Source organism: Streptomyces sp. NPDC032472, assembly GCF_040636955.1.
GTDB lineage: Bacteria > Actinomycetota > Actinomycetes > Streptomycetales > Streptomycetaceae > Streptomyces.
Genome location: NZ_JBEZVK010000146.1, coordinates 1 through 7,128, shown reverse-complemented (window position 1 = coordinate 7,128; position 7,128 = coordinate 1). Strand labels below are relative to the sequence as shown.

5 protein-coding genes are annotated in these 7,128 nt (G+C 74.4%); 3 read left to right on the top strand and 2 right to left on the bottom strand.

Annotation, left to right across the window (positions count from 1 at the left end; genetic code table 11):
* Positions 1-126 precede the first annotated feature (126 nt).
* Both AB0F11_RS37040 and AB0F11_RS37035 read right to left on the bottom strand, forming a co-directional pair.
* Positions 127-1,773, bottom strand: a complete 1,647-nt coding sequence (locus AB0F11_RS37040) for a hypothetical protein (protein ID WP_362183977.1) — start codon at positions 1,771-1,773, stop codon at positions 127-129.
* Between the two features lie 76 nt (positions 1,774-1,849).
* On the bottom strand, positions 1,850-3,994 hold the full coding sequence (locus tag AB0F11_RS37035; RefSeq protein ID WP_362183974.1) for a hypothetical protein: 2,145 nt from the start codon (positions 3,992-3,994) through the stop codon (positions 1,850-1,852).
* A 311-nt stretch (positions 3,995-4,305) separates the two neighbouring features.
* Between AB0F11_RS37035 and AB0F11_RS37030 the strand changes: the two genes are divergently transcribed.
* The 3 genes from AB0F11_RS37030 to AB0F11_RS37020 all read left to right on the top strand — a co-directional run bounded on the left by AB0F11_RS37030 (position 4,306) and on the right by AB0F11_RS37020 (position 6,642).
* Positions 4,306-4,665 (top strand): hypothetical protein, encoded by a 360-nt coding sequence (locus AB0F11_RS37030; RefSeq protein ID WP_362183971.1) that lies wholly within the window; start codon positions 4,306-4,308, stop codon positions 4,663-4,665.
* Between the two features lie 80 nt (positions 4,666-4,745).
* Positions 4,746-5,894: a site-2 protease family protein gene (locus AB0F11_RS37025; protein ID WP_362183968.1), complete on the top strand. Its 1,149-nt coding sequence runs from the start codon at positions 4,746-4,748 to the stop codon at positions 5,892-5,894.
* A gap of 7 nt (positions 5,895-5,901) precedes the next feature.
* On the top strand, positions 5,902-6,642 hold the full coding sequence (locus AB0F11_RS37020; protein WP_362183966.1) for a PP2C family serine/threonine-protein phosphatase: 741 nt from the start codon (positions 5,902-5,904) through the stop codon (positions 6,640-6,642).
* The last annotated feature ends 486 nt before the right edge of the window (positions 6,643-7,128 follow it).

Genomic DNA, 7,128 nt, shown 5'->3' with positions numbered 1-7,128 from the left:
GCCCGGGGGGCCCCGCGACCCGGCCGTGATCGGTTTGGAGCTGGAGCAGGTGGCCCGCTTGTGCCACTGCGCGGGCGGCGGGTGCTGGGGGCGGCGGCCCGCCCCCTGCACCCGGCCGTTGCAGCACTAGCAGCCCGGGGCGCCCGTGCCGCCCTTCTGCGGGAGGCTCAGGTTGGGTGCGGAGCTCGGCCAGGCCAGTGACACGGTCTTCGTCGTCCCGTCCGGGTTGAGCTGCACGATCGGGGCCGGCTTGCCGACCGGGTTGCCGTCGCTGCCGAACGAGAGCCAGCCGCTGGCCCCCGGCAGCATCTGCGCGCAGTAGAACTGGTGCAGGATGCCCGTCTCCAGGCCCGGGTTCTTCAGGCCCGCCCCGTCGCGCCGGGCGGCGCTGATCGCGGCGACGGCGGCGTCGTGCGTCAGCATCGCCTGCCCGCTGGCGAGGTCGGCCGGGTCGAAGGCGAGCGGCGGCAGCGCGCCCTCGGTGGTGGCCAGCGGCTGCTTGGTGCACGGGTCGGGCCGCCCGGTGAACGCCGACCAGAACTGGTCGTAGTTGCGCTTGGCGTCCGATCCGGGGCACTCGGTCCCCCACTCGTCCGGGCTGGCCAGCGCCGTGTACGCCACCGTCACCCGGCCCGAGGCGACCCCCTTGAGCACCGCGTCGTCGCGGATGGCCTCCGAAGCGTCGTCGCCCACCAGGATGTGCAGCTGAGCGATGCCGCACGGTGCGCCCTGCACCCAGTTCTGCACGAAGGCACCCAGGTCGCGGCCGCGCCCGGCGAAGTAGACGACGGACGGGGCGGCCTGGCACAGGTTGGCGTGCATCAGGTCGAACTGCTGCACCAGATAGTCCTGTCGGCCCGCGCCGGCCGTGAGGGAGCGGGGTGAGGTGTACGGCAGCACGGTCACCGTGCGGTCCGGCGCCTGGAAGCGGGTCTTGGCCTCCGCGGCGAGGGTGGCGGTGTAGTCGTCGTCGGCGACGCTGTCCGCGACGACGGCCATCGAGGTGACGGCCGGGCGCATCCCCGCCACGTACTGGCTCGCCGCGATCACCGAGTCGGTGTTGGTCGGCGAGACGCGGAACATGTCGGGGATCAGCTTCCTGCCCGACGGGTCGGCCGGGTCCAGGTTCATCGAGTTGCCGGTGACGGTCGAGCCGATGACGGGGATGTGCAGCCGGGAGGAGACGGCCGCGGCGGCCTGGCGGGTCTGCTCGGTGCTCTGGCCGAGACCGACGACCGCGGAGATGTGCTCGGCGTCGGCGTGCTTCTGGATGCTGTCGACCGCCTGCTGCCAGGAGGCGTACTGGCTGCCCATGTTGGCGAGGTACAGCTTGACGCCCGGCCTGCTGCCGTACGCGGCCGTGTTGTTGGCCCGCCAGACGGCCGTCACCGCGCCCTCGACGTTGTGGTACAGCGACTCGTAGGTCAGCGTGTCCACGTCGTTGACGGGCGAGAGGTTCAGCAGCAGGACCACGGACGTGGACTCGCCCTTCACCGCGTCGTTGGAGGCGCGGACCGTCTCCTCCAGCTTGCGCATGCGGGCCGGCTCGCCCTTGGTGAAGGCGGTGCTCTCCAGGTTCACCCCCACGCACTGCAGGGGCGAGCCGGTGGCGGTCATCCCCTTCCCGCAGGACAGTTCGGGCCGGACGAAGAACTTGTAGACCCGGATGCCGCCCAGTACGACACCGGCCAGGAGGATGACGAGGACGGTCAGGGACGCCGCCGGATGGCGGCGCCACCGGGCGAAGCGGGGAACGTGGACACCTGCGGACATGAGGACTCCTAGCGGTGCGCCCGGCCTCGCCGGACACGGGGCGCGGAAAGGGTCAGGCGAAGGGTCGGGCGAACGGTCAGGCGAAGAGGGCACCCGCCTGCTGGAGGGCGCTGACGTCGAGCAGACGGGAGTTGTGCGAGAGGCGGTCGAAGCACTCTTCGATCTGGCCGTCCCACCGCCGGTTGTGCTCGGTCAGCGGATCGCTGTACAGCCAGAGCAGGGCCAGGAGTTTGGCGGTGGTGACCGCGACGACGTCCCGGCCCTCCTCCTCGATCCCGTCGAGGAGGAGGGCGTACGCCTCCGGGGCGGACTGCCGGTGCACCAGGCGGCACGGGGCGGAGGCCAGGTAGTCCAGGAGGCGGACCCAGGCGCGGTGGTCCCGGTCGAACCGGTCGGCCAGCGCCCCCGCGACGGGGGCGAAGTGGCCGAGGGAGAGCTCGTAGAACAGCTGCTGCTCGTCGCGGGCGACGATGGAGCCGCGGTGGGCGTCCGTCAGGGAGAGCAGGGCCCGGGCCTGGCCGGTGAAGACCGCGCGCCACGGGTCGGGCGGCGCGTCCTCGGAGGGGCCGGCCGGGGCGGCGGTCGCCGCGGAGAGGGCGGTGAGTGCGCAGCGGCTGAGCCAGGGGTGGAGCACGGGCGGTCTGTCGGTGTCGCCCCAGCCGACCTCCCGGATGCGGGAGGGGCGGTGGAAGAAGGTGCTGACCCACAGGTTGCGGCGCAGCAGTTCCAGGCTGCGCGGCAGGTCGGCTATGCCGGGCGGCACCCGGGGGTCGTCGGCGGTGCGCATGTCGGCCAGGTAGGCCGCGGCCAGGACCACCGGCGGCGGGGCGGCCCACTGCCGGCCGGGGACGCCGAGCCCCTCGGGCAGGCTGGTCTCCAGGGCGCGGGACCACAGGGGTCTTCCGCCCGGGTCGACGGCGGCGGGCAGGGGTCTGTCCCGTTCGGCGGCGTCCTGGTCGGGCGGTGTGTTCTCGCGCTGGTCCTGGAGGGTGAGGGCGGCGCCCCAGTGGCCGCCGGTGAGGGCGTGGGCTACGGAGGCGGGCAGGGGTCCGGCCAGCGGGGCGCCGTCGCCCGTGACCTCCGCGACGCGCTCCTCGGACATCGGGTCGAGCCACACCGGGTACCAGTAGTGCGCCGGGGAGGCCGGGTCCGGTCCGGCGGCGGCGCCCGCTCCCCCGGCCGTGCCCGCTCCCGCCCGGGCGCCGGACTCGTCCTGGCGGGTCCACGCCGCACGGGTGGCCCGGGACAGCAGGGGTATGCGGCGCTGCGGGGTCTCGGGCAGCGGGGTGGTCCGCCACGGCTCGCACCAGCGGCTGGTCCACTCCGGCTGCCACTGGTCGCAGGCGGCCAGGACGACGAGGGGATCGGCAGCGGCCGTCCCGCCCGGCCCGTTCTGCTCGTTGCGGATGCGGGCGGCGACGAGCGCGGAGAGGAACCGGCGGCCGGCCGGGGTCTGCGCGCCGTCGACGAGGAGGACCCAGGCGTGGCCGTGCCGGCCGCGGGCGGCCTCGGCCGCGGGTATCTCGCACGAGCAGGCCGAGCGCAGCGCCGGATGCCGCTCCGCCTGGTCCTTGACGTCGGCGAGGAAGGCCGACAGCAGCGGCGCGACCGCTGCCGTCCGCGAGGCGGAGCTGAGCCGGATCAGCGCGTCCAGGGAACCCGCCGCCTCCGCCTCGGGTATGCCGACGTGCCAGCGCAGCGCGTCGCGCAGGCCCCACCGGGCGGTGCTCTGGAGCAGCGATCCGATCACCGGCCGGGCACTGTCGCGTACCGCGGAGACCACCTCGCGCGGGCCCTGCACCAGCGGACTGAGCGCGCCCGTGGCCACGACGTCCATCGTGGCGTCGACCGCCTCCTCCACCCGGGAGGCGAACCGGCCGCGGCGGGTGTTGCGCGTGTACTGCTGGATCAGGCCGCGGATCTGGTCGGTGGCGCGGGCCCGGTCCGACTCCAGGTTCTCGTTGAGGGCCAGCAGCCCGAGCGCGAAGCGGTGGAAGACCGGGCTGCGGCGTAACGTGTCCCAGCCGCGCATCATCTGGAAGGCCACCAGGGCCGCCGCGGACACCGGGTCGAGCGGTGTCTCGTGGAAGTCGAGGTACGCGTGCACCACCGTCGAGCCGCACCCCTGCGACAGCGAGCGCAGCATGCTGGACTTGCCCGAGCGGCGCGGCCCGAGCAGCGCCACCACGGGCTGCCGCTGGTCCGGAAACCGCCAGATCATGTGCCGCAGAAAAGCGTCGGCCCCCTCCACACGGCCGAGCTCCGCCGCCCCGGTCCCCATATCCGCCCCCCGACTGATTCATGAGACGCACGCGTCGACGACACGGAAGGTAACACCGCAAGGACGAGGAGCGACGGCAATTGCCGCGGATCCCTGCCGCCTCCGGCCTCCTACGGATCTCCCGGCGCCCCCTGCCGATCTTCAGCGGATATTCTGCAACCGCGCCGGCCGCGGCGGAACGCGCCGGCAGGCAGACGAGACACCCGATGTGACGTGCCGGGCCGCCGAGCGCGGCAGGAGATGGAGCCCCGATGGACGTGCAGCACTTCGAGCGGATCACCGCCTTCATCGAGGCGCGGCTCACCCCGCTGTTCGAGGAGTCGACGGGCAGCGAGCGCGGCTTCGCGATGGACGACACCTCGCGCGCGCTGCGCGCCCTGCGCAACGCGGTGCTGGAGGCCTCGGCGGTCAAGGGCCTGATCGAGAAGCGGGCGACGGCGGACGCGGCGCTGCGCCGGGTCATCGACCAGTCCGTGGAACACCACTGGGACGTCCTGCGCGGCATCGCCCGGCAGTGGGAGGACCACGGCGACTTCCGGCGCGAGTTCAAGCGGCACGCCTGGGAGCTCGACGCGGCCCTGGTCGCCGCCCCCGCGGCCGCGGAGGGCTGATCCGGCGGTCGTGCCGGCACCCCGGAGTGACAATGGGGTGTGAACCGGCCTGCGGGCCGGCGGGCCGGCGGGAGTAGGCGATGAACGGCTCGGTCCCCATCGGACGTGTTGTGGGCGTGCCGCTGCGGATGCACTGGAGCGTGCCGCTGCTGGTGGTGCTGTTCGGCTACGGGCTCGGCCGCCAGACCCTGCCCGTGTGGACCCCGGGGCGCTCCCTTGCCGTGTACACCACCGCCGCGGCCGTGGGCGCCCTGCTGCTGCTCGGCAGCCTGCTGCTGCACGAGGCGGCGCACGCCGCGACGGCCCTCAGGAAGGACATCTCCGTCCAGGACGTCACCCTGTGGGCGCTCGGCGGGATGACGCGGATGGGCCGGCCGCGCAGCGCCGCGGTGGCGTTCGCCGTCGCGGTCAGCGGGCCGCTCACCAGCCTCGTGATCGGCGGCGCGGCACTCGGTGCGGGCCTCGGACTGAGCCGGCTGTCCGGCTGGGCGGCGGTGCCCGCGGCCGTCCTGGTGTGGCTGGGCTGGACGAACCTCTTCCTCGCGGTGTTCAACCTGCTGCCGGCCGCCCCCCTCGACGGCGGGCGCGTACTCCAGGCCCTGCTGTGGTGGCGCACCGGGGACCGGGAGCGGGCCGAGCGGGCCGCCGCGCGCAGCGGGCAGGCGGTCGGCATGCTGCTGGCGGCCGCCGGATGGTTCGCCTTCCTGCGCGGGAAGCCGGACGGGCTGTGGCTGGTGTTCGTCGGCCTGTTCATGGCGGTCGTCGCGGCCGCCGAGCGCCGTACGGCCGAGGTCCGCACCGCCCTGGAGGGCGTACGGGCCCGCGATGCGATGTCCGGGCCCGTCGCCACCGGCCCCGACTGGCTGGACCTCCCGCGGTTCATCGGGGAGGTGGCCGCGGAATCCCGGCACTCCCTGGTGCCGCTGCTGGACTTCGACGGCCGCCCGAGCGGGGTCCTGGACGTGCGCAGGCTGGCCTCGGTCCCGGCGGCGCAGCGGGAGGGGCTGCGGGCCCGCGACGTGGCCGTCCCGCTGGAGCGGTGCGTGGTGGCCGCGCCGGGCGATCCGCTGGCCGAGGTGCTGGAGGGGCTGCGGCCGGGGAGGTCCCTGCCGGTGCTGGTGGTGGACGCGGACCGGCTGGTCGGGATCGTCACGGCCTCGGACATCGCCCGGCTGGTACGGCGGCACGCGCTGGGCGGGGGCGGCGGGCCGCCGGGGGCGGGACAATAGGGGTGCGATGCCGTACATAGCCGTGAGCGCCCTGAGCCATGCCGGGCTGATACGCGACCACAACGAGGACAGCCTCGTCGTCGGACCGTGGACCCTGTGCGCCACCGTCACCCGCAACCCCCAGACGTTCGTCTTCCCGCTCGGCGACCCCCTCGTCGTCGCGGTCGCCGACGGGATCGGCGGGCAGCCGGCGGGCGAGGTGGCCAGCGCGCTCGTCGTACGCCAACTCTCGGCGCTCGGGCCCGCCCTGGACAGCGAGGGGGCCGTGCGGGAGGCGCTCAGCCTGTGCGACCAGGCCCTGTACGCGGCCGCCGACAGCGATCCGGGGCTGACCGCCATGGGGACCACGGTCGCGGGGACCGTGGTGCTGGAGGAGTCGCTGATCTCGTTCAACGTCGGCGACAGCCGGGTGCTCGACGCCACGCGGGAGGAGCTGCGGCAGGTCAGCGTGGACGACAACCCGCCGCTGGCTCCCGGTCAGCGGACCACGTCCCTGCTCACCCAGGCCATCGGCGGCGGCCGCCGGAGCGCCGGGATCACCCCGCACGTGTCGACCGAGCCGATCGGGGCGGGGGCCCGCTACCTGATCTGCTCGGACGGCCTCACGGACCCCGTCCCGAACGACGAACTGGACGAGCTTCTACGCGTCCACGACGACGGCAAGGCCGCCTTCGAGCTGTGGCGCGCCGCCATCGAAGCGGGCGGCCCGGACAACATCACCCTCGCCCTGATCCGCATCGGCGCCTAACCCCGCCGACCTCCGCATCCGGGGTCCGGCCAATCCGGCCTCGCCGGCGTGTGAGGCGCGGGGTTTGGGGCGGCGCCCAGCAACCCAACCGCCACCTTCGAAGCCGAGGGTCACCCACCCAGCCCCGACGGCGCTTGACGCGCGGGGTCTGGGGCGGCGCCCAGCAACCCAACCGCCACCTTCGAAGCCGAGGGTCGCCCATCTCAGCCTCGCCGGCGTTTGAGGCGCGGGGTTTGGGGCGGCGCCCCAAGGAACCCGGCTCCGCCGGGCACCGGGCTCCGCCCGGACCCTCCCCCGGACTTCGTCCGGGGGACCCCCACTCAACGCCGGCGAGGCTGGATTTGCCGGACCCCCGGCCAATGCGTCGGCGAAGCCGGGAAGGCAAGGCCCAGGCGTCACGAGTCGGCGGAGCCGGCTGGGCTTCTGGGGCACTGCCCCAGACCCCGCGCCTCAAACGCCGGCGGGGCTGGAAGGTGTCGGCGGGGC